This is a genomic window from Desulfofundulus luciae, assembly GCF_030813795.1.
Taxonomy (GTDB): Bacteria; Bacillota; Desulfotomaculia; order Desulfotomaculales; family Desulfovirgulaceae; genus Desulfofundulus; species Desulfofundulus luciae.
Map to the genome: position 1 here is coordinate 152,567 of NZ_JAUSUX010000001.1, position 25,076 is coordinate 177,642.

Consider the following 25,076-nt stretch of genomic DNA (forward strand, 5'->3'; position numbering starts at 1 on the left):
ATGTCGCAGGAAATTACCTCCATGCAGGGTACATTACGGTTCTATTTCATACTATTTCATATATAATACCATGTTCCCTCCCACCGGGGCAATTGGTTAACTATAAAAACAATAAATATGATTAACCATGAAAAATATCCTGATTGCGGATTGGTGACGGAGGAAAATCATAGAAACAATCGAAATATATCTTCCGGCAACGATTTTGGGGGAAGGAGATGAATGTATTGAAGTTTCGTGAAGCCATTGCCACCATTTTGACCGCCGTGCTGCTGCTGGCGGCTGCGGCCGGACCGGCGTCCGCGAGCCCTCTGCCTTTGCTGCCCGGCGCTAAGGGCGGGAAGAATGCGGTACCGGCGCCCTATGTGCCGGGCGAGGTGATCGTCAAGTTCAAGCCGGGTGTCAAGGCGGCAGAAGCCAAAAGCCGGCTGTTTACCGCCCACAAGGGGCTGGGCCTGGCAGAAAAGAAGGCCCTGCCCAGCGGCGCTTCCGTTTTCAAAACGGACGAGGACGTGCCGGAGGCCATAGAGGCCCTGAAGAAAGACCCCCAGGTGGAATATGCACAGCCGAACTACATCTACCGTCCATGCCAGGTAAACGATCCGCTGTTTGAGCGGCAGTGGGGCCTGGTGGATGAAGTCTATGGAACAAAGGTTTCCCGAGCCTGGAATTATACCATGGGAGACCCGGGCGTTGTCGTCGCGGTCATTGACACCGGGGTGGATTATAACCATCCCGACTTAAAAGGCAATATGTGGCATGATCCAGTTTCGGGAGCGCCGGGATACGATTTCTTCAACAACGACGATGATCCCATGGACGATTTCGGCCACGGCACCCACGTGGCGGGGATCGTTGCGGCGGTTGCAAACAACAATAAGGGCATTGCCGGGACGGCCCCGGGTGTGCGGATTATGGCCCTAAAAGCGGCAGACGCCTACGGCTCTTTTACCACTGCTGCCATTGTGTCAGCCATAGATTATGCGGCACGCCACGGGGTGAAAGTGGTGAATATGAGCTTTGGTTCCTGGCCCTCGGATGATCCTCAGAACCCTACCAAATATTTCGATCGCGCTCAATATGATGCCATTGGCGCGCATCCTGACATTCTTTTCGTGGTTGCATCCGGGAATGAAGCCAATAATAACGATGAGTTCCCCGTTTACCCGGCCTGTTACGATCGCCCGAACACTATCTATGATGAAACCACGTACAAATGGGTGACACTGCCGGCATTGCTAAACGTCATTTCCGTTGCGGCTCTGGCTCCGAACGGCAGTATGTCATCTTTTTCGAATTTCGGTACTCAATCAGTTACCCTGGCCGCCCCGGGGGAAGGCATTTTAAGCACCGTGCCCACCTTTGACGGTGCCGGTGTGGCCCTGGCGGTTTATGACGAAGTCTATGGAGATAGGGTGATGTTGTGGGGCTTCGGCGCGGAGGCCCTGAGTACAGCCGGTGCGGTTTATGACAGTGTGGTGCGGGCTATATACAACTTCCTGGGCATAACCCCTGAGGAAACAAAAAACAAACCCCTGCTGGTGGTGGACGATGATCAGTCGGGTGAAGAAATAAATACGCCATATGGCTCGTTAACTCTGCCCGACGTAAGCAACTTGTATCTTAACGCCCTCTCCACGGCAGGCTACGTTTACACAACCTGCCGGGTAGCTTCCGGTGGAGATTGTCCTCCGGTGGATGCGGCGGCCTATGCGGGCGTGCTCTGGTTCACCGGCCTGGCGCCGGGGAGCGCCTGGCACTGGGATGGGAGCTCTGGATTGGTTGTTGACAGCCCGAACCTGACGGTGAACGACCGGGTCTACCTGGCTGGCTACCTGGAAAACGGGGGCAGGCTTTTCTTAAGCGGGTGGGCTGCAACTGCCGGTGCCGGGGATTTTGTGAATGATTATCTTCATGCTCAAATGACCGGTCAATCGTACAACCTGCTGGCCGCCGAGGGCCTGGCAGAACCGTACGAGGGGGTTTCTTATGACTTTGCTTTTCCCGCATATTTCTCCCTTTTCCTGGTGGATTCACCTGCAGCGAAAATTGCCTTGCGCCCGCAGCCTTACGCTTCCTGGGACGGCACCTCCATGGCCGCGCCTTTTGTTTCCGGCGGGACGGCGCTGGCCCTGTCCCTGCGCAATAACCTCGGCCCTGCCGAGCTGATAAAAATATTGAAGGATAATGTAACTACTTTAAGTTCCCTGAACGGATTGGTATCCTCCGGCGGCACGCTGAACCTGGAGAAGGTCCTCACCCACGTTAACACCCTGCCTTCGTCTACTGGTGGCAGTGGTGGCGGAGGAGGCGGCGGTGGTGGCGGCGGCGGTGCTCCGGCCCCGCAGCCGAAGGTCGAACCTGCTCCGGGAACTGCGGAACTGAAAGCCACGGGTGAAGCCCAAAAGACGGAAGTTTTAAACGGCCTGGTGTCCATCGACATTCCCGCCGGTGCACTGCCCAAAGATGCCAGCCTCACCGTTGCGGTGGCCACGGAAACTCCGGCCGGTGCCCCTGCCGGAGCTATAGCGGCAAGCCCGGTGCTGAGCTTCCAAACTTCCGCGCCCCTGGCCAGACCGGTGAAGGTCGGCATCAAATACGATTCATCCAGGCTGGGAAGCCTGGACCCGCGAATGCTTCAGGTTTTCCGGCAGAACGACGACGGAACCTGGGTGGCGGTGGGCGGCAGGCTGGACCGGGAAAAGGGAGCCGTGGTGGTGGAACTCAGCCACTTCTCCAGCTACGCCGTCTTCGCCCTCAAAAAGACCTTTAATGACGTTGCGGCCCACTGGGCGCAGAAGGACATCGAGCTTATGGCTGCCCGGGGAATTACCGGCGGCTATGAGGACGGCACTTTCCGGCCCGGGAAGCCGGTAACCCGGGCCGAGCTGGCCGCGCTGCTGGTGAAACTCCTGGGCCTATCCGAAATGCGGCCGGAATCTCCCACCTTTGCCGACGTTGAACCGTCCGCCTGGTACTACGGGGCGGTGGAAGCGGCCGCCCGGGCCGGGCTGCTTGCGGGTGACGGGCGCAACTTCCGGCCGGACGCCACCCTCACCCGGCAGGAGATGGCCGCCGTGGCGGTACGCCTGGCCGGACTGACCGGCAGTGCTCCTGCGGCCAACTTTGCCGACGAGAAAGAAATAGCCCCCTGGGCGCGGCAGGCGGTGGCCGCCGCTTATGCCCGCGGCCTGATGCGGGGCGTGGGTGACCGGTTGTTTGCACCCGGGTCCATGGTAACCAGGGCGCAGTGCGCCACGCTTCTGGCCCGCCTGGGTGACCGGCTGGGACTCTTCGAGGAAGCCGTCACCCTGGAAGGCAGGCTCGTGATGAGCACCGTCGAGCGGCCGCACTATGAGCTGCTTGTGGGAGGCAGGAACTACGTTTTACTCGAAGACCGTTCGGATCAGGTTCTCTCCCTGTGGCTCAAGGCCCACCTGGACCGGAATATACGGGTTAAGGGTTACCTCGTCCCGGGACCCAACATCTACATGCGCGGTCCGGTCCTGCGGGTGATCGATGCCGGTTCAACCAGTCTGTAAGGAAAAGGGGCGGGTTTTCCGCCCCCAAAAATTTCTATATTGCTGTGTTCCGGTGGTTGTTGCATGCGTTCTCTCATGATAAGATTAAATTATAACAGGTGCGGGCAACTTTAATTTGACGGAAGCCTCCCCTGAAAGGATGTGTTGCCTTTGAGCACGGTGGCCAAAAAGCTCAGCGCGCTGGAAAAGGCCATGATGGAGCTGGCCTCGATATGCTAAGGCCGGTGCAGCAGGAAAAGGCCGCCCGGGAGCAGGATAAATGATCAACCAGCGCGCTGGCATCATCGAAAAGGCAGCCGGGCAGCTAAATTTCCACGCCATGCCGGCGGATGTTTTCCCTCAGTTCCGGCCCGGCCGCTTCCATCAACACCAGGTCCACGGAAAAAGGTTCCGCTGCCGCCAGTACATCGGCATAGAGCCGCCAGAAATCCGCCTCCCGGGGCAGGCCCGCCACAGCCAGGTCGATGTCCGAATGCTCGTCAAACCGGCCGCCTCCGGCCAGGGAACCGAAAAGCCAGACCCGGCAGCCGCCATGCCGGCGGACTACACCGGCGGCCCGTTTGGCGGCGGCCAGGGCCAGCTCTTTTCTTTGAGCCAGTTCCTTTTTACGCTGCTCCCGCCTTTTTAAAAGCCCGGCCCGCATTTCAGCCAGATCCTGCTCACTATAGGCCATGGGGATCACCACCGTTTTGTTCCCTGTCGTCCGCCTCCGCCAGCATATCCAAAAAGGAATTAATTGTCCGCTGAAAATGTTCCACCGTATCCGGCATGGCTTTAACCAGGGATTCCATGCGCTCCCACTCCAGATCAAAACCGTAACGGTGGCGAAAACGGTGGCGGAAGCTCAAAAAAGGGGCCAGCTCACCGGCCAGTTCGCTGGTTATTACCGGGGGGCGAATCCCCTTCAAAGGCAGGGTCATTTGCTCCAGCAGCAGCCTGTGCCAGCTTTCACTTTTGGGAGCGGTCCTGTCTATTTCCTTGGCGATATGCAAAAAAATCTTTTCGCACCCGGAATAAAAATCGTGCAGAATAGAGCCGAGGGCGCGCAGGATGATGGTGTTTTTTACCGGCCTGTTTTTATAGGGCTTTAGCGTCTTTTGCAGTTCCTCGCTCAGCCGTTCCAGTTGCTGTAACTCCAGGCGGATGCGGGATTCCAGTACAAGGAGTTCGGCAGTCACCATAAAACACCTCTTGAAACAATATTATATCACCAATCGCTCCGGGCCGTTAACCGATATCAGCACCGGGATTTACGGCCTTTATAATTGCTTCCCGGACCACTACCTGGTAAAATGAAGATGGTGATATAGATGACCGGCGGCATGCCAAAAACTCCCCGCTCCGTATGTAGAAAAAATAAGGACGCTGGATGAATATGCCCTGGGCATGATTCTGGACAACATCTTTGAAATCAACAGCCTTTCCGAGCTGGAGGAATACCTGTAAAGGGCACCTGCGTAAAATCCGTGGCGTTTTACCTGTTGATGTTGGCCTGGTGGAGGAGGTTTATATGGGACTCGATGTATTCGCCATATATCCCCTGCAAGAACCTGTTTCCGAAAGAAGGCTTAATAAGGCAATAGTGGCCCCTGATGAATTATTTGAGGGGATCGTTCTCAAAGGTTCAGGTCGCGCCGGAAGCTCTTTTCGCGGCCGCCCTTATGAAGACTATGTCGTTGAAGTAACGGGAAATTCTTTATACTTTTTTTACACAGCTCCTGATGAAGTGAAAAAAATGGCAGAAAAGCTCGAATCCGGGGCAGAAGAAATAAGCGACGAAGATTTAAAGGAACTCGAGTTGACAAGGGAAGATGTCCGGAACCTCGCCCGCTGGTTTAAAATTGCGGCCGCTAACGGTTTCGCTCTGCACGGTTCATTCTAAGGTTTTCATTGGTCGCATCATTATTTACAGGTCAAGAAAAAGCCCGGGGATTACAGCACCAGCCCTTCAGGCAGGCGGAATATTTCTTCCCCGTTGGCGGAGAAACCGGGAAGAAGGGGAGAGCTAAGTGTATCTTCCGGGCCGTACGCGCCGGCCAGAAGCCACCCCTTTTCCCCCGCACTGAATATTTCCACGGTCTGGGCGGAAGGATCCACCACCCAGTACTCCTTCACGCCGTGTTTCAGGTAGAGCCTGCTTTTTTCCAGCCGGTCGCGGCGCCCCGAGGCCGGTGAGAGAACTTCCACCACCAGATCCGGCGCGCCTTTCAAACAATTTTCAGTGAGCAGGTCAAAGCGCTCCCGGGAAAGATAGAGGACGTCCGGCTGTAGAACCAGGTTGTCGGCCAGCACCACATCGAAAGGCGCAAATAATACCAGCCCCATGTTGTGCTTATCTACGTAGGCCCGTAATAGCCCGCCGACGTTGGCCGCTATGTACTGGTGCAAAAAACCGGGCGAAGGTGTCAAAATCAGTTCCCCCTCGATCAATTCGTACTGCCGCCCGTCGTCGATTTGCAGGTAATCGGCGTAAGTCAGTGTTCCCCGGAGGGAAGATTCCCTGGGTGCTGTCCCGGTCACTGAAATCACTCCCCGCCTTTCTATTCCCTTTGCCATTCTTGAACCTCCCCCCACTAAAGTGGGAGGATTCCGGGTTTTACTTCCCGTGAACTTCGTGCCTGCCCCGGGTACGCGGTCGTAGAAGTCTCTGGGCCGTAGGCCCGACTGCATACCGGCGGGAGATGGACCTGCCGTGACGAATTACGCCGTATCTTACCGGGTGCAAGCAGCCAGCGGGTTCGTGCCTGATCCACTATACCACCACGCAATTACCTCCACTAAACTGCGTCCGTTAACCCGATACGTCAAGACTCCTGGGTAGAGCGTAGTGTAGGTGGCATGGACGCCCTCCCGTTGCCGGGAAGGTCTTCCGGACAGGTTTGGAACCCGCCCGGCACGAGATAAAATCTTTATGAGCAGTACTTGAGCCGGAACGCAGTCCCGATTCCCAAACTGCCCACAAAGTCGGAATTTATGTCGCGCACTCCGCAATTAGTACACTTCGCCAGGTCGACACCTTTTACTTCCTTCCCGTCCCGGCCCTTGTTGTACCGCCGGATGGTTAACATCCCGCAGTACGGACACCGGGCAGAAGTGTTTTTAGCCGGCACCCGGCAGGTGACTATGCCTTCGTGCAGTGCCTTGTAGCGCGTGTACCGGAATATCCGGCCTTTTACCCAATAGTTAAACTTCTGGTTCAGGTAGTGAGATTTGGTACCCTTCTCCGGCTTTAAATCATCTAAATACTCGAAAACAATAATTTTGGCCCCGTGATGTTCAGCAAAATCCACGATTTCCCGGGATACCCGGTGAGCTATGTCGTCGTTCAGGTTGGATACTTTGTTCCATAAATCTTTGGCAAACCGCTCACCTTCGGGAATAACCCCGGCTTGCATTTGCAGGTTGACTATCTTCTCCAGGTACCGCTTCCTAAGGTGGTTGTCCTTCGCGCCGGAGATGAACTTCGCCGCGTAGACCCTGCCTTTGGTATCCTGGATGGTCATCACCGCGTGGCGCTTTATGCCCAGATCGACCAGACAGATTTTAAGAGAGGGGTCCTTAACGAGTTTCTCAATCTTTTTCAGGTTTAATTTTGCCACCCGCACAATAGGTACGTGCAGCTCCCAGCCGGTCGGTTTTTTCACCAGCATGGGAGAACCTGCGGCGTAACCCGGAGGGACGACAAACGGCTGCAAAAGCGCAATTTTCCGGTAAGTGTAAGACCTGCCGGTGAACATTTTGAGCATTATATGGTGGGAATCTTCCCACTTGTACTCGGTGCCGTAGTAGGACAACCAGCAGTTGTCGTCCTCCGGATATTGCGGCGGACGCTCCGTAAACTCAATGGGTTTCTTGCCTGCGGCGATGCGCCTGGCATTCCTCTCTTCGTGCTTGCGCTTTCTCTCCTCCCACTTTTCGTAGCCGGTTCTCCATGCCAGGGCCTTGCCGTGGGCCTCGGCGATGGCGTTCCTCCGCAAGCCGGAGGGGAAATTGGGAAATTCTTCGTCGAAAGGATACTCCGCATTCGGGTTGTCCTCCGTCCTGTGCGTCAGATGCTCCGCCATCTTGAGCCACTGGCTGTGTCCGATTATCTCCTGGTGTTCCTGAAACACCTGAAGATAATAAGAAACCACCTGCCGGTACTGCATAATAGTACAGGCGGCCTGTTCCTCTGCGCTGGCCGGCATAAGCAGGTTGTACCGGAATGTTTTTATGAACCCGCGCAGGTGCGGCATTTTTAATCGCCTGCCTTTTGGTTTTCGATGTACTTCTTGACTGTCTCTTCGGAGATGTGCCCGACGGTACCCACATAGTAAGAAGGATTCCAGAGGTGCCCGCCCCAGAGTTGCTTTTTCAGCTCCGGGTGCTTTTTGAACAGGAATCTGGCCGAAACGCCCTTGAGGGCTTTGACCATGTCGGCAATCAGGTGGTTGGGCGTGGCGGTCACAAATAAGTGCACGTGGTCGGGCATAACTTCCATTTGCTCGATAGAAAAATTGTTGTCGCTGGCAATGTGTAAAAACAACTCCTTGAGGTCTTCCGCTATTTGACCGGTCAGAACAGGTTTCCGGTACTTGACACACCAAACGAAATGGTAGCCGATCTGGAATACACTGTTGCGGTTACGTTGGAGTTCCATGATAAGTATTCCTCATTATTAAATGTTTCTTCTATTGTAACATATGCGTAATTGGTAAGCAACGATAACCGAGGAAAAATTTAGCCGTGCCTAACTCCCCACTGAAGTGGGAAGAATGCGGCACGGCAGATCTTCGAAATGGTTTCTTCAATCCAGACGATCCAGGGAAGATGCGCACCGACTGCGTTGAACAGGCGGCGGTCGCCCGTGACCAGCTTTACGTTTCTGGATGCGGCCAGGACAAACGAGACGTAACAATCAAAGTAAGAGTTCAAAATAACACGTTGGTATCAAGCATTACTCGCACAGTCAATCTCCCGCCGGGTAAAGTTTCTTGATCAGTTGTTCCCGCACGGCCTCGACCTCCCGCTCCAGATCTTCTCTGGTATATCCTTTCTGGCGGGCTTCGGCTTCCAGCTCCTCCAGAAGACTATCCAGGGGAAACACAGGTTCCAGAACCACTCTGCCCCTGTCAGCATACACCCGCAGTTTGGTTTTGGGCGTGAGACCCAGGGCATCGCGGATGGGTTTGGGAATTGTCACCTGACCTTTAGGAGTTGGAGATACGAACTCCACATGCATCTCTCCTTTGGTGGTTTTCTTACTATAGTCTAGCATGAATTCATAGAGTAAACAATTAGGAAAGAAGGTGCGCAACCCGGCTCGCGGTCGCGGATACCACCAGGTCCACCAGTAGTCCTGATAACATCTTCGTGTATCATCGACGAACTTTAAAAACATATCCCTTGACGCGGACTATTTGGCAATCGATGTTTGCATAGTGCCGGCGGCCCTCGAAAAAAATTTTTTTCTCCCGGGTGGAACTTTTTCATCCTTCCAGTTGTCTAACTAACCAGGTAACCGAGGAAGGCCCGTCCAGTGCAGGAGGAATTCTGGGTGGCGGTGTAGAATATACCTTCCCCGGTGAGTCGCTGGTTAATGAGGGTGCCACTGCACCCGGAGGAACAGAGTGGCAGCACGCAACGCAGCCCGGACGCACCAGGAGATGGGAAAACGGAAAAGGGGGGATGGACGGCAGGAAAAGCCCTTGCCAGGTAAGACGTGGAAAGAAATCAACAAGAAACACTTTCTAAAGGAGGTTAAAACTGGATGCGTAAATCCAGGAAACTGATTGCCATCCTGGCCACCCTGGCCATGCTGGCAACCCTGCTGGTGCCGATGGTCGGACCGGCGGCGGCGGCGACAACCTATGGCGTCAGCACTGTAATGCCGGTTTCTGCTGGTCAGGACAACACGCTATCAACATATCTGCAGATCTCGATGGATACGACTACGGCACTCGCCTCTACGGGAAGTAAGGTTGTCTTCTCGCTACCGTCCAGTCCGTCCGGTTTCGCACTGAAGCTGGATACAGCAAACATAAAAACCACCGGTGCATTCGCAGCGAGTGATGTGGGTATTACGCCTTCTACTATTAACACTACCCCTGCTTCTGAATTCACTGTGACTCTTAGCGGGCCTACTAATACGACCACCACGGCTACGACCAGCACCATTAGCATTCCTATCACGATGCTGAGGGTTCCTGGAGGAGCCACCGGGGACATTAAGCTCACCGCCTCCGCGCCGCCCGGCTCGGTCTTCTCCAACGGCGAGATCGTGATCGCGACTGCCGGCTCCGGGCAGGTGACCCTCGCGGCGGAGAGTGTCGAGTCGATCAGCTCCGACGCTGATCAGAAAATCGGGGTAATCGACATCAAGGAAAATATGGGCGGGGCGCTCAAGGATTCCGGCAGCGACGCGGCCGTGAAGCTGACTCTCCCGCCAGGGTTCACATGGGATACTTCGGCTAGTTATCAACCCAGTGTGAGTGCGACGTGGGGTAATCTTGGTATCTCCGCCGTAAGTACAAATCCGAGCACACCACCCACGAACAGTCTGTACTTCACGACGGGCAATAGCGGCCGCGAGCTGGCCATCCACGTGCCTTCGGGTGCGGCTTCGACTCAGGCCACCTTCCTCAAGCTGACGGCTTACATCAATGTTGACGAGAGCGTGGCCAAGAAGGGTGACGTTACCATCACAATCAGCGGTGCGGCTACCGTGTCTCCGTCGTCCTTGGTGGTTGCCAAGTATGGTGAGTACGGGCTGAGTGTCAGCGCACTTACGTCTCCTGACTTGGTGGCAGGTAAGGCTGCTCAGAAGATCGGTAAGTTCCAGGTCGCTGAGGGCTTAAAGGGTAGCCTGATCAAGGACCGGACCATCACCCTGACCCTGCCGGATGGTGTGAAGTGGGCGGCCAAGCCGGTCATTGACGCCAGCGCATCCACTCTGGCAGGTATCGATCAAAGTGCAGTCGATAACAGCTGGCAGGCCGTAGGTTCCGATGGGCGTACCATCAAGGGTACCATTAAATTCACGGGATCTGCGACCTCCACGACTGACGCAGCGACGCTGGTGTTTAAGGACGCGAAGGTTACTGTGTCACCCGCATTCGCCGGCAATCTTGACGTTACTGTTGGCGGCAGCCAGGGCCTGACCGGTACCATCACAGTCGGTAAGGTTGCTGCCGGTGTGAATGTTAAAGCTTCTTCTACACCGGACGTCAAGATCGGCCTCAGCGATCAGGCAACGGGAGATGTCTCTATCACTGAAGTGGCCGCTAGCAACATCAACAGTACTATAACTTACACCAAGGATAATGCTTCACTCGGAACTGGCACAGTTGATAGTGATTCAAGTAATACCCAAGCTCAGATTGTTCTTGAGTTACCTTCGGGCGTGACCTTCAGCAGCACACCCGCTGTCAGTGTAGTGGAGGGCGATCTGCAGATTGACACGCCTAAGACTCAGAACGACAGCCGCGAGTTGGTAATTCCGGTCAAGAGCACGAGCACCAAGCCGTCCACAATCAAGATCAGCGGGATTAAGTTGACGGTCGACCGTACCGTCCCAGAAGGAGTACTGGTGCTGAAGGTTAAAGGCACGGCCGTGAATGAAACATTGGATTCGAGCGGTAAAGATACGTACTTCCCCGGGGCTACGACGGTTGCCAAGGCGATCATAGCCAATTGCGTCACGCCCGCCCCCGGTGAGCAGAAGTCTACCGTGGTCTTCAAGGTCGGCGACACCAAGTTCACCGTGAACGGTGTGGAGCAGACCATGGATGTGGCCCCGTACGTGAAGAACGGCCGGACCTACGTCCCCGTGCGTTACTCCGCCGAGGCCGTGGGTGTGGCTCCTGAGAACATCCTCTACAGCGGCGGCAAGGTGACCCTGCTCAAGGGTGATAAGGTCGTGCAGTTCACCATCGGCAGCAACGTTATGCTGATCAACGGCGTGGCCGTCACCATGGACGTCAAGGCCGAGGTCACTAACGGCCGGACCATGCTGCCCTTCCGCTGGGTTGCCCAGGCCCTGGGTGCCAGTGTGGATTGGGACCCGAACAGCCAGGCCGTCACCATGACCCTGTAAGCTTCTAAAGCAAGCCGGGCTGGAACTCCTGACGATTCCAGCCCGGTTTTTTCTTTTGCTGATTTTTACTTGTCGGTTACAACCATTCGAAGCTCTGAACCACGATTATTCCCTTTTCCTTCGCCCTTTTCACAACTCAGTGGGAACTGAAAACGGCAAGGATGGCGGTGGTCGGCTTGAACACGTTAAGGGACACCCGCGGCGGTAAGATGCAGCGGGCATGGCGAAAAGCGGGTGCAGGGGAGGGACCGGGTACGTGTAAAGGGCGCCGGCTGGGGAGGGTACGGGATAATTACGGGATGAAGGTGACGGTTAAAGGTACTCCTCCAGGTCGGAGAGAGTGTTTATTTCAAAGATGTTTTCCAGGATCAGCCCCAGGGCGTATTCATCCAGGGACTTGATTTTATCCACATAATGGCGGGGCACTTTCTTGAACTTTTTGTGCAAAAGCTTCAAAACACTCTCCCTGAGGGTTTCCTGCCGGCCTTTTTCCATGCCCTTCTCAATGCCTTGCTGTATTCCCTTTTCGACACCCTTTTTGAAAATCCGCTGATAACCGGCCGATTCTTCGATATTCAGCATGGTTTCTACCTCCCGGAAGATTTGTTCGATAATTTTCTTTTCAAAGTAAAGGCCGGCAAATATCTCCGCCCGCAGGAGCGTTTTTCTTTTTTCCTCCGAGGTGGCGGGAGCCTGCACAATATCCAGCACGCATTCTCGTAACCAATTTGATTTTAACAGATACGGCAATGGGTGGCAACACAATCTGCCCGCCCTTTTTGTCCTTGCTGGTTTCCCTGACCATTGCTTGCCCCTTGGAATGATGTGAAAATCATGGTCCCCGAGGACGAAAAAACCTTGACTGCACCTGTTTGCCAGGGGTATACTGGGGGTGAAAATTAGTTAAACGGTTTAACAATAATTTAACAAGTTTAAAACCGGACAGGAAAAAGGAGGGCTGAAACTTGGGCCGCATTCTCACAGTGCTTATCCTCATAGCTTCTTTGCTCGTTCCACCCTATGCCTGGGCCAAAGAGCCGGCGACGCCCGAGCTGACCCTGAACCAGGCGGTAGCCCTGGCGCTGGCGCACAGCGAATCGGTGAAGAAGGCGGAAAAGGATGTGGACCGTACCTACGAATGGCGCGTATACAGGTCGGAACAACTGGATTACACGCCTCTGGAACCCCCGGGCAACCCGAAGGTGGAAATAGCCTGGAGCAACCTTCTGACCGCCGACCTGACCTGGCGCATGTCCAAGAAAAGTTTGACCGCCGAGCAGGACGAGGTGGCCCTGGACGCGTGCAAAAAGTACTGGGATGTACTGAAGGCGCATGAAAAGGTGCGGGCGGCGGAAGAAGGATTGAAAAAGGCCGACTGGGAGCTGCGCAGGGCGCGGGCCAATTTCCAGGTGGGGATGATCCCGCAGGCCGCCCTGGTGGCGGCGGAAGCACAGATGGCCCAGGCTAAGGCAGCCCTGGAAGCGGCGAAAAACGATCTCGATAACGCCTATGCCTCTTTCAACCGGCTGGTGGGTCTGTGGCCCCAGGACCGTCCGGTGCTGGTGGACGGGGTGAACTTTAATCCGCTGCAGGTGTCCGACGTGGAAACCGAGGTGGGCCGGATAGTGGACGAGAGCCCCACCGTCTGGCTGGCCAATGAAAAGGTGACGCTGCAAAAGTACCTTGAGGACATGATGTTTTACACCGGTGAATACCGGCCATATCAGGCGAGAAAAATCGAGGTGGAGCAGGCCGAGCTGGATGCCGCCAGCGCCAAGAAGATGCTGGAAGAGGTCACCCGGTCCCTCTACTACAAGGCCAAAAGCCTGGAAGAATCCTACCAGGCCCTGCAGGAGGGGGTAAAAACCGCCGAGGAAAACCTGCGGGTGACGAAGGTGAAATACGACGTGGGTATGGCCACCCGGGCCGAGGTGGCGGCCGCCGAGGCAGCCCTGGCAGAGGCGAAACAAAAGGCGCTGGAAACAGCCTGCCAGCACGCCTACCTCAAGCTGGCCTTTGAAAAGCCCTGGGCCTACATCAGCCTGGCCGTCGCCGGTAGTGGGGCAAGCGGCAGCGGTTCTCCGGGAAATGCTCAGGGTTAGCCTGGCAGTGATGAAAAGACCCCTGTCCTCTAAAAGGGCAGGGGTTTATAGCTTGGGGTTAACGGTTGTAAACAGCCAAAAGCGAACCGCCGATTCCTAAAAATTTCATTTCTTCAACTTCCACAACTAATTTTTCTTTTCTTCTAAGGTAAGTAATCCTCCAGATCAGCCAGGGTGTTTATTTCAAAGATTAACAGATACGGCAATGGGTGGCAATATAATCTGCCCGCCCTTTTTGTTCTGGGACAAGGTGGCCCTGGACGCGTGCAAAAAGTACTGGAATGTATACAACGCCTATGCCTCTTTCAACCGGCTGGTGGGCCTGTGGCCCCAGGACCGCCCGGTGCTGGTGGACGGGGTGAACTTATCGTTCCAGGATTAGATTCTTAATAACCACATCTTTTTCTGTTGACAGGGTCTTCCTCGCATACATATACTTAACTTAGTGAATTTTTTGCAACGTTAAATTTTTTAACGGGAAGGGTGACGGGGGTGAACAACCAAAAGTTGTCCGCCTGCCTGGACAGGCTGGAAGATGTTTTCAACCAGGTGGCCAGGCGGCTTCACGCCGAGCTGGACCACCACCTGCTGGAAGGTTTGACCGGCAACCAGTTCTGGGTGCTCAAACGTATCCTGCGCCGGGGGCGTATGAGCGTGTCCGAGGCGGCCGAGGACATGGGGGTATCACTGAGTGCCATTACTGCGCTGGTGGACAGGCTGCACCGGGCCGGTTTCGTGCAGCGCCGCCGGGACGAGGGCGACCGGCGGGTGGTATGGCTTGAACTGACGCCCAGGGGGGAGGAGGTTGTGCGCTCGTGCGTGGCCGCCAAGCGGCGGGTCATGGAGAGATATTGGGGTCAATTGCCGGAGGAAGACCTGGAGCAGCTGGTATGCATTTTAGAAAAATTACTGGTGATTACTAGCCGCGAGGGTTCACCGGGCGGATGTCATTAGGTCATTCACAGAATAAGACGAAAACTTTAATCTATTTCAGGGTGGGGAGAGTGCAGAAGGTGAAGTTAAACAGGCTTATTCTGCGGGATTGTAAAGACAGGGTCCAGTTACATAATGGCCTGCCTGCAAAACGGGCAGGCAGGCACAGGCCTGCATCCGTCAGGCCGGCATCACGCTTGAGCATGTTTTTGCTGGTAATGTTTCTGGTTGGACTGCTGCTGGCTGCGGGCTGTGGCTCAAAGCAGCCGGCCGGCAATCAGGCGGCGGCCGGTGCTTTAGCAGTCAGCACGCAGAAGGCGGAACCGGGGACGCTGGACAATGTTCTCATTTTCAGCGGTAAGCTGGAGGCGCTGCAGTCGGCCGATGTGGTTTCTAAAGTGCCCGGCAAGGTGGCGCAGGTACATGTGGATGTGGGCGACCGGGTGAGCGCCGGACAGGTGCTGGTCACCCTGGAAAATAAAGATCTGGCCGACCGGGTGGCTCAGGCGGAGGCAGGGGTGAAGCAGGCTTCCGCGGCCCTGTCCCAGGCGGAAGCAGGTCTGAAGTCGGCCCAGGCCAACCTGTCCAATGCCCGGGCCAATTATGCGGTGGCCGAGGCCAACTACAAGCGGGCTCAGGAGTTGCTGGCTACCGGGGCTATTCCCCAGGCCACCTTTGAAACCCAGTACGAACTTCCCTACAAGCAGGCGAAAGAGGCAGCAGAAGGTACTGCCCCCGCCCAGGTGGAACTGGCCCGGGCACAGATAGAGCAGGCCCGGGCGGCCCTCTCCAGTGCCCAGGTGCAGCTGGCCCTGGCCCGGCAGGCCTACGAGGACAGCTTTATACGGGCGCCTTTTTCCGGCGAGGTTACCGCGCGCCATGTGGAGCCCGGTGAAGTGGCATCCACGGCAGCACCGGTCATCTCCATGGTCAACCTGGACAAAGTGGTGGTCAAGGCCACCGTTGGTGAGAATTATATCAATCAGTTAAAACAAAACCAGGAGGTGCAGGTGAAAGTACAGGCGGCAGGAGAACATCCCTTCAAAGGGGTGGTAACCAATATTGCCCCGGCAGCGGATCCGGTGACCAAATCATTCCCCATTAAAGTGCAGGTAGACAACCCCAACCATGTTCTGAAGCCGGGTATGTTTGCTGAGGTGCAGCTGTCCAGAACGCAGCAGAAATTCCTGCTGGTGCCGCGGCAGGCGGTGGTGAGCGAGCAGGGTAAAGAATTCGTCTGGGTGGTGACAAACGGTACGGTCAGCAAGCGGGAGGTAAAGACGGGAGATTCCGACAGCCGCAATATTGCCATTACTGCCGGTTTAAAGGAAGGGGAAGAAGTGGTGACGGCCGGCATGGAGAATCTGAAAGACGGGGCAAAGGTGACGGTGAGAAACGGTTAGAGGGGATAATTAAATGAAAATTACCGATATATCCATCAAGCGCCCCATGCTGGTGGCCGTACTGGTAACGGTGGCCCTGATCCTGGGAGGGGTTTCCTTAAGCCGGCTGACCATAGACCTGTTCCCCGATCTGGATCTGCCCGTGGGTGCGGTGATTACCACCTGCGAGGGGGTAGCGCCGGAAGAGATTGAGAACCAGATTACCAAACCGCTGGAATCCGTCCTGAGCACGGTGAACAACCTGGACAGCATTAGTTCCACCAGCAGCATGGGGCGGTCCGTAGTTATTGTGCGCTTTAAATGGGGTACCGACATGGACTATGCCTCCCTGCAGATGCGGGAAAAGGTGGATATAATCCGCCGTTCCCTGCCCGAGGATGCCGACGACCCGCTCATCTTGAGGATGGACCCCAATATGTTTCCCATTATCCAGCTGTCCCTGGCCAGCAACGACCCGGCCCGGTTAAAGGATCTGGCCGACGACGTGATTCAGCCCCGCCTGGAGCGGGTGGCCGGCGTGGCCAGCGTCTGGACGGCGGGCGGCTATGAGCGGGAAATCCGGGTGTTTGTGGACCCGGTGAAGCTGCAGGGTTACGGTCTGGCTTTAAACCAGCTGACCGCCGCGCTGCGGGCCGAAAACATGAATGTTTCCAGCGGTACGGCCCGGGAAGGAACCATGGATTACCTGATCCGGGTAACGGGGGAGTTTAAAAACCTGGATGAAATCCGGCAGGTTGTGATAGATAGCCCCGGTGGGACACCTATTCATATCGGGGACGTGGCCCGGGTTGTGGACGGGCAGAAAAAGGTTACCCAGCTGAGCCGGGTGAATGGTGAACCGGCCATGGCCATGTATATCAACAAGCAGAGTGATGCCAATACGGTACAGGTGGCCCGGGCGGTAAAGAAGGCCATTGCCCGGCTGGAACGGGATCTGCCGGAGGTACAGTTTCGCATTGTTGACGACCAGTCAAAGTTCATCCAGCAATCTATCAATCATGTGGTGCGGGAGATTGTGGTGGGCGGCATCCTGGCGGTGCTGATTATCTGGATTTTCCTGCGCAACCTGCGCAGCACCCTGATCATTTCCACGGCCATCCCCATTTCCATCATCATCACCTTTGTTCTGCTCTATTTTTGCGACATGACCCTGAACCTGATCACCATGGGGGGGCTGGCCCTGGGCGTCGGCCTGATTGTGGACGACGCCATCGTGGTGCTGGAAAACATCTACCGGCACCGGCAGCAGGGACTGGGGATGGTGGATGCGGCCCGGGTGGCCACCGATGAGGTGGGCGGGGCGGTTATTGCTTCTACCCTGACCCCCATTGCCGTATTCCTGCCGGTGATCTTTGTTCAGGGGCTGGCGGCCCAGTTATTCACCCCCATGGCTTTAACGGTGAGCTTCTCCATTTTTGCCTCGCTGATGGTGGCCTTAACCCTGGTGCCGCTGCTGGCTTCCCGTATGCTGGTGCTGGAAACGGCAGGGGAGGGAGAGGTGCGGGGATGGCGCCGGATATACCGCCTTTCGGAGCGCTGGTTTAATAACCTGGACGCCGCCTACCGGCGCCTTTTGTCCTGGGCCCTGGGCCACCGCCGCCGGGTGATTCTGACTGTGGCGGCAGGGCTTGTTTTAAGTGTGCTGGCCATTCCCCTGGTGGGTCTTGAGCTGATGCCCCGGATGGACCAGGGGAAAATCAATATCACCATTGAAATGCCTAAAGGTACGGCCCTGGATGAAACCAACCGGGTTTGTACGGAAATCGAAAAAATTGCCGGGGCCATGCCGGAAGTGAAATCTATTGCCACCGGGGTGGGGTATACCGGCAGCCGGATGAGTGGCGGTACCACCGATACGGCCCAGATCAGCCTGGAACTGGTGGACCGGGCGGAACGTAAATTATCGGCCGACCAGCTGGCGGAAAAATTACGCCGGGAACTGAAAAGTATCCCGGGAGCCGAGATCAAGGTCAGCGCTCCGACCAGCAGTTTTGCCCAGGGCAATTTTATCCAGGGCAGCGGTACTGCTCCCGTGGATGTCCGGATCATTGGTGACGACCTGTACGAACTCACCCGTCTGGGGGAGCAGCTGGCTTCCCTGGTAAGGCAGGTGCCCGGCACCCGCCAGGTTACTTCCAGTCTGGAGGAAGGCCGGCCGGAAGTGCAGGTGCACGTGCACCGGGACAGGGCGGCCATGTACTGGCTGACCCCGGCCGAGGTTGCTTCCACGGTGCGTACGGCCATTGACGGCGTGGTGGCCACCCGCTACCGGGTGGGTGGGGATGAAATAGATATCCGGGTAGAGCTGGATACGGCAGACAGCACCCGCCTGCAGGATTTGAACCACCTGGAAATCATGTCTCCGGCGGGGACGAAAATTCCTCTTACCCAGGTGGCAGATCTGGTGCTGGCCCGCGGGCCCAATGAAATCCAGCGGGAAGACCAGTCGCGGATCGTCTCGGTGACGGCGGAGTTGGCCGGCAGAGACCTGGGCAGCGTGATCAGGGACATCCGGGCCAGACTGCCTGAACTGGACCTCCCCCCCGGCTACCTGATTGATTTTGCCGGCGAGCAGGAGCAGATGCAGGAGACCTTCAGCGCTCTGGGGCTGGCCCTGATCCTGGCGGTGGTGCTGGTTTACCTGGTGATGGTGGCCCAGTTTGAATCACTGCTCCAGCCCTTTATCATCATGTTTTCCGTGCCGGTAACGCTCATCGGGATTGTGTTCAGCCTGCTGGTGACCGGGCGGAGCTTCAGCCTGCCTGCGTTCATCGGGGTGATCATGCTGGTAGGCATCGTGGTCAAAAATACCATTGTGCTTATCGACTATGTGAATAAACTTCGTTCCCGGGGAATGAGCCGTGAGGAGGCCATTTTAAAAGCCGGCCCCACCAGGCTGCGTCCCATCCTGATGACGGCCCTTACGGCCATCCTGGCCATGTTCCCCATGGCCCTGGGGCTGGGCGAGGGGTCCGAGGCGCAGGCGCCCATGGCTACGGTGGTGATTGGCGGGCTGGCCTTTTCCACCCTGATCACCCTGGTGCTGGTGCCTGTGGTTTACACCCTCCTGGAAGACCGGCTGGCTCGCTGGCGGAACCGGCGGGCAGGAAAAAGGGGTGTGGAGCTGGAAGCCGGAGCAGGGCACTGAGCTGGTAGGAAAGGAAAAAGCATAAAGCATAAAGCATAGAAAAAACCCGGTGCTGCCCCAGGCTGGCAGAGAGGGCCAGGCACCCTTTTGTAAACCTGTCCTCCTGCCGGCTTGAGGGAAGCCGGGGCATGTATTTGGGAGGGCGTTGGATGTGAAAAATAAAAGGCTTGTTTTCATCGTGGCTGCGGTCATGGTGATTGCCCTGGCCGCCGTAACCTCTTACTACTTGTATATGAACCGCTACTACGTCACTACCGAAGATGCCCGTATCGACGGCGATATTTACCGGGTGAGTCCCCAGGTGTCCGGTAAATTGCTGGAGATAAACGTAGAAGAAGGACAGGCGGTCAGGGCCGGGGATATCGTTGCCCGCCTGGACGATACCACCCTCTCCCCGGGGGCCAACATTGACCTTGCGGTGGTGCGGTCACCCGTAAGCGGCGTGGTGGTTAAAAAGGTGGCCCATGTGGGTGAAATTGCTGCCCCGGGGCAGCCCGTAATCATGGTTGCAGATCCGTCAGCCCTCTATGTCACCGCCAATATCGAGGAAACCGACCTGAAAAAGGTGCGTCCGGGTCAGAAGGTGGACATCACCCTGGACGTCCTGCAGGGGTATAAATTCACGGGCCATGTGGTTCGCATTGGCAGGGCCTCCCTTTCCACCTTCTCCCTTCTGCCCACAACCAACACATCCGGCAGCTTTACAAAAGTGGTACAGCGCGTGCCGGTAAAAATTGTATTTGATACATACCCTCCACATTATGTAGAGATAGGAACAAATGCCTACGTGAAAATTCATATTCGCTGATGGAGCGGAGGTTATGGCCCGATGTCTGCGGATAGGTTAGCAACAACCGGTGAAAGCAGGTTTCCCTGGCGGGAACTGTTTATCCTTGTTATCGGCCCTTTTATGTCTATACTGGACGGCAGCATTGTCAATGTAGCCGTGCCCAAAATCATGGCTGTTTTTGGTGTGGGAACGGATGAAATTCAGTGGGTTTTGACCGCCTACCTTCTTGTCAGCGGTGTTGTAATTCCGCTGAGCGGTTACCTGGGGGATGTGTTCGGTTACAAGCGCATGTACATCTTTACGCTGGCATTTTTCACCCTGGGGTCATTATTATGCGGCCTCTCCTGGAGTAATACCTCACTTGTTGCGGCCAGGGTATGCCAGGCCGTGGGGGGCGGGATGCTTGTTCCCATCAGCATGGGCATGCTTTTCAAGGTGGTGCCCCGGGGACAAATGGGGATGGCCATGGGGATCTGGGGCATATCGGCCATGATGGCCCCTACCATCGGCCCCACCCTGGGCGGCTACCTGGCGGATAACTTCTCGTGGAACATGATTTTTTTCATCAACCTGCCCGTCGGCCTGATCGGCATGTTTTTGGCGGTCGTATTTCTGCGGGAAACGCCCCTGCTTAAAGCCAGGTTTGACCTTCTCGGATGCTTGTTGTCCAGCGCCGGCTGTTTTGCCCTCCTGCTGGCCCTGAGCGAAGGGCAGGACAAAGGATGGACTTCCCAGTACATTGTCACCCTGCTGGTGGCCGCCTTCTTTTCCCTGCTCATGTTTGTGCTGTGGGAGCTGGGTGAAGAAGATCCCCTGCTGGACGTGCGTATGCTGGCCAACCCGGTTTTTGCGGTCAGCCTTTTAACCACCGCTGTTTTATCCATCGGCCTTTTCGGTGGTCTTTTTTTGATGCCCATCTTTACTGAAAACCTGCTGAACCTGACACCGACGCAGACGGGCTTGCTCTTGATGCCTGCTGCACTTACCAGCGGCCTGATGATGCCCATCAGCGGCCGCTTGTACGATAAAATTGGGGCAAAGCCGCTGGCCCTAGTGGGGCTGTCGGTGGTTGCCTTTACGACATGGGAGCTTCATAAAATAAACCTTGACATTTCCACGCACTGGCTGCAAATGATGATGATGTACCGGTCTCTGGGTATGGGGCTGGCCATGATGCCCATCAGCACCGCTGGCATGGAGGCCGTTCCGGCCAGGCTTTCCGGGCGGGCGTCATCCCTTAACAACCTGGTGCGCCAGGTTGCCGCTTCTTTTGGCATTGCCATTTTTACTTCTCTAATGACCAAACGCCAGGTTTATCATTTTAACTGGATGAGGGATGATTTTGGCTGGTCCTCCCCGGTGGCTTATGGAGCCCTCCAGCAGGTTAAGCAGGCCCTGGCCCTGTCCGGGGACGGCGCCCTGGCCGTCTTCGGCATGGTTGCCCAGCGGGTGGCCATGGCCAGCGCCATTGCAGACTGTTTCATTGTCAGTGCCCTGATGGTGGCTGTGGCCATACCGCTGTCCCTGTTTTTAGGTAAAAAAGTGAAGGTTGCGGGGAAGGGTAAGGTTGCTTGACGGTAGGGTTGCCGGGTAGTATTATGGGGTGGGAGGTGAAGGGTATGAAAACTGTAAAGTTATCGATTACCCTGCCCAAGGATCTTGTTGACCAGATGAAAAACCTCACGACGAATATAAGTTCCTTTATTGCTGCCGGAATGAGGGAATATGTTTCCCGGGAACAAAGCCGGCGGGCGATTAAAGAAAGCGCCGGTGCCTGGTCCGATGAAAACCACCCTGAACTGCAAACTGTTGTAGATGTAGAAAAATATGTACGTGAGGTTAGATCAACATGGCGGCGTGCAGAACATTAGGCTGCCTGCTGGATACCAGTGCGGTGATTTTACACCTGCGCAATTTTCCCGGGATGAAAGAACTTTTGCTCGAACTGCTCGATGCCCGGGGGCAGCTTGCCGTTTCAACGGTTACCCTGGTCGAAGTCTGGCAAGGAGTAAAGGCGGGGGAAGAAGGCAAAACCCGCCGCTTTTTTGAAGGAGTATCAGTAATCCCTCTGGATGCCGAACTGGCAGAAAAAGCGGGTGAACTGGCCCGGTCCTTGCGGGAAAAGGGTTTTACCATTGAACTGGCCGATATTATTATTGCCGCAGCGGCGCTGGCAGCAAAAGTACCGGTTTTAACGACCAACCGGCGCCATTTTTCATTTGTTGACGGCCTCGAGGTGTTGGAAATTAACACAATGCTTGCCGGTCGTTGAATGGAACCAAATGGGGCTGTAATTCGTCTATTAGCGTGGGAGGGTTTCGGAGTCCATGCACATAAACCTCCTGGGTGCACGGGTTGATGCGGTCGATCTGGCCGGGGCGGTTGAGCGGGTGGCTGCTTTTGTGGCCACGGGACGCCCCCACCAGGTAATTACCTTAAACCCGGAAATTTTGTACCGTGCCCAGCAGGAGCCGGAACTGCTGGCCTTAATCAACCGGGCCGACCTGGTTACCGCCGACGGCATCGGCATCGTCTGGGCGGCAAAGGTGGCCGGCACCCCCGTACCCGGGCGGGTAACGGGCATCGATCTCATGCTGGCGCTGGTGTCCAGGGCCGCCCGGGAGGGCTGGCGCATCTTTCTGCTCGGGGCCGCGCCGGGAGTGGCGGAGGAGGCCGCCCGCCGGCTGAAGGAAAAACACCCGGGACTTGTGGTGGCCGGCACGCAGCACGGCTATTTCAAACCGGCCCCCGTTACTACAGGGACCGGGGAAACAGGTGTGACGGAATGGGACGTGGTGGAACAGATCCGGGCGGCACAACCCGACCTCCTTTTTGTGGCCCTTGGGGCCCCAAAACAGGAAAAATTCATCGCCCGGCACAAGCAGGCCCTGGGTGTGCCTGTGGCCATGGGCGTTGGAGGCAGTTTTGACGTAATTGCCGGCCGGGTGGCCAGGGCTCCAGTGTGGATGCAGCGCCTCCACCTGGAATGGCTGGGACGGCTGCTCCGGGAACCGCGCCGCTGGCGCCGCATGCTGGTGCTGCCCCGCTTTGCCTGGCTGGCCTGGCGGAAAGCGCGGTTGGGGAAATGATTAAGGCTCACCGGAGCGAGCGGGAGCCGGAACAGGGTAGCTGGAAAGAGGGGATAACTCAGGCAGGAAAGAGAAAGCTTTTGTCGAACCTTTAATTAATTGTGGCCATTGGAGGGGATTCAAATGGGAAAAAAATGGCCTGCCGTGGTGGCAGCCGTGTTATTGTTCGGGCTGCTCGCGGTTGGGGGATATGCCCGCCTGGCCGGGGCGGCGGTTGGCGGGGAACCGGGTTCCGACGCCGATCCCCTGGTAAGCAAGAGTTTCGTGGAGGAATATGTGGCCAGATATGTACGCGAAGCCCTGGGCGAAAGGCAGGGCGGCGGGGATTTCCAGTGGCTGGTGACCACCGTGCCTGCCGGGCAGGAGTTTACCGGCGGTGAGGGAATGGAATTTATCCTGCGTTCCGGTAAGGCTGTGGCCGTGGATCCCACGGGCAGCGGGATACCGGATGTCACCTCCGGCACCAATCTGACCGCCGGGAAGGCGGTGGCTCCCAACCACCTGTACATCATTCCCAGGGCCGATGGCCGGGGCTTGCGTGCCCAGACCAGCGTGATTATCATGTACCGGGGTGCGGCCGGTAAATAGGCCGGCCGTTATTACCCGGCTGGAAAAAGCGGGGTGTTGGTATGGTTAGACGCAGGCGGAGGTGGAGACCAAAGCCCCTGTTCCTGCTTTTATTAATGCTTTTTCTGGCGGGGGGAGGCTATTTACTGGCAGGCTATCTCGGCTTGAGCTGGCCGGGATTGCTTGCCGGTCCCGAGAACAATGAGGCGCAGGCCGGTCAGCCCCCAGGGTCCTTTACCGTGCTGCTCCTGGGTACCGATGCCAGGCCCGGGGAAAAGGTGGGCCGAACCGACAGTATTATTGTGGCCAACGTGGATGGTGAGAAAAAGCGCATTGCCTTGTTGTCCATACCGCGGGATACCCGGGTGGATATTCCCGGTCACGGGACGGATAAAATCAATGCCGCCGCTGTTTACGGCGGGCCGGCGCTGACCTGCGAGACTGTCTCCAACCTCATCGGGATGCCCGTGCAGTATTACGCCCTGGCCCGCTGGGAAGGGTTCAAGAACATCGTGGACGTTCTGGGCGGCGTGACCATCGACGTGGAACGGAACATGTATCATTACGATAGTTCCGACGGCCGTCAATACGCCATCAACCTGCGCAAGGGGGTACAGCGCCTGGACGGCGATAAGGCCCTGCAATATGTTCGCTTCCGGGGAGACCCCCTGGGGGACATTGGCCGCACGGAGAGGCAGTTGAAGTTTTTAAAGGCCCTGGCCGGGGAAGTGATGAAACCATCCACCCTGGTGAAACTGCCCCGCCTGGTGCCGGAAATAAACAAAAGCGTGGAAACCAACATGGGCTTCAAGCAGATGCTGGCCCTGGCCCGGGCGGCCAGGTATTTCGACCAGGCCGAGATCGTCACCCAGACCCTGCCCGGGCGGTTTCTGGATTTAAGGGGCGTCAGCTACTGGTATGTGGATCCGGCGCAGGCCCATGAGGTGGCCCTGGCTCTCTTTGAAGAGGGGCGGGTGACCCAGGTGGTGCAGGGGTCCACGGTCAGCGAGGGGGGACCTTCTTCCGGCCCGCCCGCGCGCAGGACGGGGACGGGCCAGCTGGCCGCCGGTGAGCCGGTGGTGACCCGGCCTGCACCGCCTTCGCCGGCAGTGCCGCCGGTCCTTCCTGGACTGGAAACAAATTCACCGGGCAGCGAACCGGCGACCGGTGATAGTTCCAGCAGCGGTGCACCTGCAGGCAGTACGCCGGGGCAGGATAACGCCCCGTCTCCCGCCGATCAACCGGGCAACGGTGGAGAGACCGGTGACGGCAGCTCTTCTCCGCCTGTAGCGCGTACAAAAACGGGTGGAACACAAAAGCCGCCCGCCCCAAATGCCGGAAAACAGGGCGGTGATACCGGCGGGGGCATAGAAATTATCCCCATTCCCAGCGGAAGTACCAGTTAGCATTTACAAAGGTTTCCGTACG

At 56.7% G+C, this 25,076-nt stretch carries 22 protein-coding genes; 15 read left to right on the forward strand and 7 right to left on the reverse strand.

Annotated features, from left to right (window positions below; translation table 11 throughout):
- Window positions 1-227 precede the first annotated feature (227 nt).
- The gene (locus tag J2Z49_RS00775) at window positions 228-3,542 is read left to right on the forward strand and encodes a S8 family serine peptidase (RefSeq protein WP_307398943.1); all 3,315 of its coding nucleotides are present in this window, start codon (window positions 228-230) and stop codon (window positions 3,540-3,542) included.
- 304 nt (window positions 3,543-3,846) lie between these two features.
- Here J2Z49_RS00775 and J2Z49_RS00780 read toward each other — a convergent pair whose 3' ends face one another.
- Together J2Z49_RS00780 and J2Z49_RS00785 are read right to left on the reverse strand one after the other, a co-directional pair.
- The gene (locus tag J2Z49_RS00780) at window positions 3,847-4,215 is read right to left on the reverse strand and encodes a nucleotidyltransferase family protein (RefSeq protein WP_013824393.1); all 369 of its coding nucleotides are present in this window, start codon (window positions 4,213-4,215) and stop codon (window positions 3,847-3,849) included.
- On the reverse strand, window positions 4,205-4,723 hold the full coding sequence (locus J2Z49_RS00785; RefSeq protein ID WP_307398945.1) for a ribonuclease toxin HepT-like protein: 519 nt from the start codon (window positions 4,721-4,723) through the stop codon (window positions 4,205-4,207). The genes J2Z49_RS00780 and J2Z49_RS00785 overlap by 11 nt, the downstream gene beginning before the upstream one ends.
- A 224-nt stretch (window positions 4,724-4,947) precedes the next feature.
- Here J2Z49_RS00785 and J2Z49_RS00790 point away from each other — a divergent pair, with 224 nt between their 5' ends.
- On the forward strand, window positions 4,948-5,424 hold the full coding sequence (locus J2Z49_RS00790) for a hypothetical protein (RefSeq protein WP_307398947.1): 477 nt from the start codon (window positions 4,948-4,950) through the stop codon (window positions 5,422-5,424).
- A gap of 50 nt (window positions 5,425-5,474) precedes the next feature.
- On the opposite strand, the gene J2Z49_RS00795 is transcribed toward J2Z49_RS00790, so the two are convergent.
- The 4 genes from J2Z49_RS00795 to J2Z49_RS00810 form a co-directional block, all read right to left on the reverse strand.
- Complete coding sequence (locus J2Z49_RS00795) at window positions 5,475-6,098, reverse strand: Uma2 family endonuclease (RefSeq protein ID WP_307398949.1); 624 nt, start codon at window positions 6,096-6,098, stop codon at window positions 5,475-5,477.
- A gap of 353 nt (window positions 6,099-6,451) precedes the next feature.
- Window positions 6,452-7,729 carry a transposase gene (locus J2Z49_RS00800; RefSeq protein ID WP_307398951.1) on the reverse strand — a complete coding sequence of 426 codons (1,278 nt, stop codon included), beginning with the start codon at window positions 7,727-7,729 and terminating at the stop codon, window positions 6,452-6,454.
- A 50-nt stretch (window positions 7,730-7,779) separates the two neighbouring features.
- Entirely contained in the window at window positions 7,780-8,181 is a 402-nt protein-coding gene (gene tnpA / locus J2Z49_RS00805; RefSeq protein ID WP_307398953.1) for an IS200/IS605 family transposase, read from the reverse strand.
- A 309-nt stretch (window positions 8,182-8,490) separates the two neighbouring features.
- Window positions 8,491-8,757, reverse strand: a complete 267-nt coding sequence (locus tag J2Z49_RS00810; RefSeq protein WP_307398955.1) for an AbrB/MazE/SpoVT family DNA-binding domain-containing protein — start codon at window positions 8,755-8,757, stop codon at window positions 8,491-8,493.
- 534 nt (window positions 8,758-9,291) lie between these two features.
- On the opposite strand from J2Z49_RS00810, the gene J2Z49_RS00815 reads away from it, so the two are divergent.
- Window positions 9,292-11,616, forward strand: a complete 2,325-nt coding sequence (locus J2Z49_RS00815) for a copper amine oxidase N-terminal domain-containing protein (RefSeq protein WP_307398956.1) — start codon at window positions 9,292-9,294, stop codon at window positions 11,614-11,616.
- A 312-nt stretch (window positions 11,617-11,928) separates the two neighbouring features.
- Here J2Z49_RS00815 and J2Z49_RS00820 read toward each other — a convergent pair whose 3' ends face one another.
- Complete coding sequence (locus J2Z49_RS00820) at window positions 11,929-12,327, reverse strand: DUF4351 domain-containing protein (protein ID WP_307398958.1); 399 nt, start codon at window positions 12,325-12,327, stop codon at window positions 11,929-11,931.
- Between the two features lie 254 nt (window positions 12,328-12,581).
- Here J2Z49_RS00820 and J2Z49_RS00825 point away from each other — a divergent pair, with 254 nt between their 5' ends.
- The 12 genes from J2Z49_RS00825 (at window position 12,582) to J2Z49_RS00880 (ending at window position 25,054) form a co-directional block, all read left to right on the forward strand.
- Window positions 12,582-13,718 (forward strand): TolC family protein, encoded by a 1,137-nt coding sequence (locus tag J2Z49_RS00825; RefSeq protein ID WP_307398961.1) that lies wholly within the window; start codon window positions 12,582-12,584, stop codon window positions 13,716-13,718.
- Between the two features lie 205 nt (window positions 13,719-13,923).
- Window positions 13,924-14,100, forward strand: a complete 177-nt coding sequence (locus J2Z49_RS00830; RefSeq protein ID WP_307398963.1) for a hypothetical protein — start codon at window positions 13,924-13,926, stop codon at window positions 14,098-14,100.
- 110 nt (window positions 14,101-14,210) lie between these two features.
- Window positions 14,211-14,672: a MarR family winged helix-turn-helix transcriptional regulator gene (locus J2Z49_RS00835; RefSeq protein ID WP_307398966.1), complete on the forward strand. Its 462-nt coding sequence runs from the start codon at window positions 14,211-14,213 to the stop codon at window positions 14,670-14,672.
- A gap of 59 nt (window positions 14,673-14,731) precedes the next feature.
- Window positions 14,732-16,054, forward strand: coding sequence for an efflux RND transporter periplasmic adaptor subunit (locus J2Z49_RS00840; protein ID WP_307398968.1), 1,323 nt, complete (start codon window positions 14,732-14,734; stop codon window positions 16,052-16,054).
- A 13-nt stretch (window positions 16,055-16,067) separates the two neighbouring features.
- Window positions 16,068-19,202, forward strand: a complete 3,135-nt coding sequence (locus J2Z49_RS00845) for an efflux RND transporter permease subunit (RefSeq protein WP_307398970.1) — start codon at window positions 16,068-16,070, stop codon at window positions 19,200-19,202.
- Between the two features lie 145 nt (window positions 19,203-19,347).
- Window positions 19,348-20,010 carry an HlyD family secretion protein gene (locus J2Z49_RS00850; protein ID WP_307398973.1) on the forward strand — a complete coding sequence of 221 codons (663 nt, stop codon included), beginning with the start codon at window positions 19,348-19,350 and terminating at the stop codon, window positions 20,008-20,010.
- Window positions 20,011-20,031: 21 nt separating this feature from the next.
- The gene (locus J2Z49_RS00855) at window positions 20,032-21,567 is read left to right on the forward strand and encodes a DHA2 family efflux MFS transporter permease subunit (protein ID WP_307398975.1); all 1,536 of its coding nucleotides are present in this window, start codon (window positions 20,032-20,034) and stop codon (window positions 21,565-21,567) included.
- A 44-nt stretch (window positions 21,568-21,611) separates the two neighbouring features.
- Window positions 21,612-21,863, forward strand: a complete 252-nt coding sequence (locus J2Z49_RS00860) for a type II toxin-antitoxin system CcdA family antitoxin (protein ID WP_013824370.1) — start codon at window positions 21,612-21,614, stop codon at window positions 21,861-21,863.
- Window positions 21,842-22,264, forward strand: a complete 423-nt coding sequence (locus J2Z49_RS00865; RefSeq protein ID WP_013824369.1) for a PIN domain-containing protein — start codon at window positions 21,842-21,844, stop codon at window positions 22,262-22,264. The genes J2Z49_RS00860 and J2Z49_RS00865 overlap by 22 nt, the downstream gene beginning before the upstream one ends.
- Window positions 22,265-22,319: 55 nt before the next feature.
- Window positions 22,320-23,081, forward strand: coding sequence for a WecB/TagA/CpsF family glycosyltransferase (locus tag J2Z49_RS00870; RefSeq protein ID WP_307398978.1), 762 nt, complete (start codon window positions 22,320-22,322; stop codon window positions 23,079-23,081).
- A gap of 123 nt (window positions 23,082-23,204) precedes the next feature.
- Window positions 23,205-23,669: a hypothetical protein gene (locus J2Z49_RS00875; protein WP_307398980.1), complete on the forward strand. Its 465-nt coding sequence runs from the start codon at window positions 23,205-23,207 to the stop codon at window positions 23,667-23,669.
- Window positions 23,670-23,764: 95 nt separating this feature from the next.
- A complete protein-coding gene (locus J2Z49_RS00880) occupies window positions 23,765-25,054 on the forward strand; it encodes an LCP family protein (RefSeq protein WP_307398982.1) in 1,290 nt (429 codons plus the stop codon).
- The last annotated feature ends 22 nt before the right edge of the window (window positions 25,055-25,076 follow it).

Excerpts from the sequence above, each read along its gene's own strand:
- tnpA (WP_307398953.1), bottom strand. The coding sequence starts at position 8,181 with ATGGAACTCCAACGTAACCGCAACAGTGTATTCCAGATCGGCTACCAT.
- J2Z49_RS00780 (WP_013824393.1), bottom strand. The coding sequence starts at position 4,215 with ATGGCCTATAGTGAGCAGGATCTGGCTGAAATGCGGGCCGGGCTTTTA.
- J2Z49_RS00865 (WP_013824369.1), top strand. The coding sequence starts at position 21,842 with ATGGCGGCGTGCAGAACATTAGGCTGCCTGCTGGATACCAGTGCGGTG.
- J2Z49_RS00795 (WP_307398949.1), bottom strand. The coding sequence starts at position 6,098 with ATGGCAAAGGGAATAGAAAGGCGGGGAGTGATTTCAGTGACCGGGACA.
- J2Z49_RS00860 (WP_013824370.1), top strand. The coding sequence starts at position 21,612 with ATGAAAACTGTAAAGTTATCGATTACCCTGCCCAAGGATCTTGTTGAC.
- J2Z49_RS00815 (WP_307398956.1), top strand. The coding sequence starts at position 9,292 with ATGCGTAAATCCAGGAAACTGATTGCCATCCTGGCCACCCTGGCCATG.
- J2Z49_RS00875 (WP_307398980.1), top strand. The coding sequence starts at position 23,205 with ATGGGAAAAAAATGGCCTGCCGTGGTGGCAGCCGTGTTATTGTTCGGG.
- J2Z49_RS00845 (WP_307398970.1), top strand. The coding sequence starts at position 16,068 with ATGAAAATTACCGATATATCCATCAAGCGCCCCATGCTGGTGGCCGTA.
- J2Z49_RS00855 (WP_307398975.1), top strand. The coding sequence starts at position 20,032 with ATGTCTGCGGATAGGTTAGCAACAACCGGTGAAAGCAGGTTTCCCTGG.
- J2Z49_RS00830 (WP_307398963.1), top strand. The coding sequence starts at position 13,924 with ATGGGTGGCAATATAATCTGCCCGCCCTTTTTGTTCTGGGACAAGGTG.
- J2Z49_RS00800 (WP_307398951.1), bottom strand. The coding sequence starts at position 7,729 with ATGCCGGCCAGCGCAGAGGAACAGGCCGCCTGTACTATTATGCAGTAC.
- J2Z49_RS00785 (WP_307398945.1), bottom strand. The coding sequence starts at position 4,723 with ATGGTGACTGCCGAACTCCTTGTACTGGAATCCCGCATCCGCCTGGAG.
- J2Z49_RS00870 (WP_307398978.1), top strand. The coding sequence starts at position 22,320 with ATGCACATAAACCTCCTGGGTGCACGGGTTGATGCGGTCGATCTGGCC.
- J2Z49_RS00880 (WP_307398982.1), top strand. The coding sequence starts at position 23,765 with ATGCTTTTTCTGGCGGGGGGAGGCTATTTACTGGCAGGCTATCTCGGC.